This window comes from Psychrobacter sp. 1U2 (assembly GCF_051847575.1).
Genome location: NZ_JBPYDC010001576.1, coordinates 1 through 570, shown reverse-complemented (window position 1 = coordinate 570; position 570 = coordinate 1). Strand labels below are relative to the sequence as shown.

Annotated in this window: 1 pseudogene; it reads left to right on the top strand. The window is 35.4% G+C overall.

Features of this window, described 5'->3' with window-relative positions:
- Positions 1 to 383 precede the first annotated feature (383 nt).
- Positions 384 to 570 (top strand): annotated as a pseudogene (locus tag ACS8FD_RS23275) (hypothetical protein); the annotation flags it as partial.

Genomic DNA, 570 nt, shown 5'->3' with positions numbered 1-570 from the left:
CATCGCAGCAATTCCGAATAATAATACAATAGCACTATTCATTTTATCTCTCCCTAGATAAGATAATGAGGATCAAATTACATATCCCCCTACCTTTTTTGATCTTATGGTTATTAGTCTTTGCTTAAGTCTGTCCGACCTAAAGTGTAACGATTAGTATATTTGTTACACAGTAGTATAAACGTAGTCTTAATACAGTTTAGGCAGTGATAGTTGTTAAAATGCAGGTTCGATATTTCCATACCTATACGCTACCTGCACAAATTATTGCGACAGTAAATGCATACAAGCGTTATAGCGTCATTTTATTGGCTTAAGATGTCCTCATACAGATATTTGACCATACTGACGCTGGATATGATAAAACACTCAAGAGGAATAAAATGACATACTATTTTGGATTTGTCCCATCAGATAAATTAAACAACATGATTAATGAGGCTGAGCGTATCATCATATCAGGCGAAAAAGTAGCTTATTATCCCTATCGCAATGATCTCACGCAGCAAATTGCTCGCGAACTAAACGACAATTTATTGGTTAGCTTGATAGATGTCATTCCAAACCCAG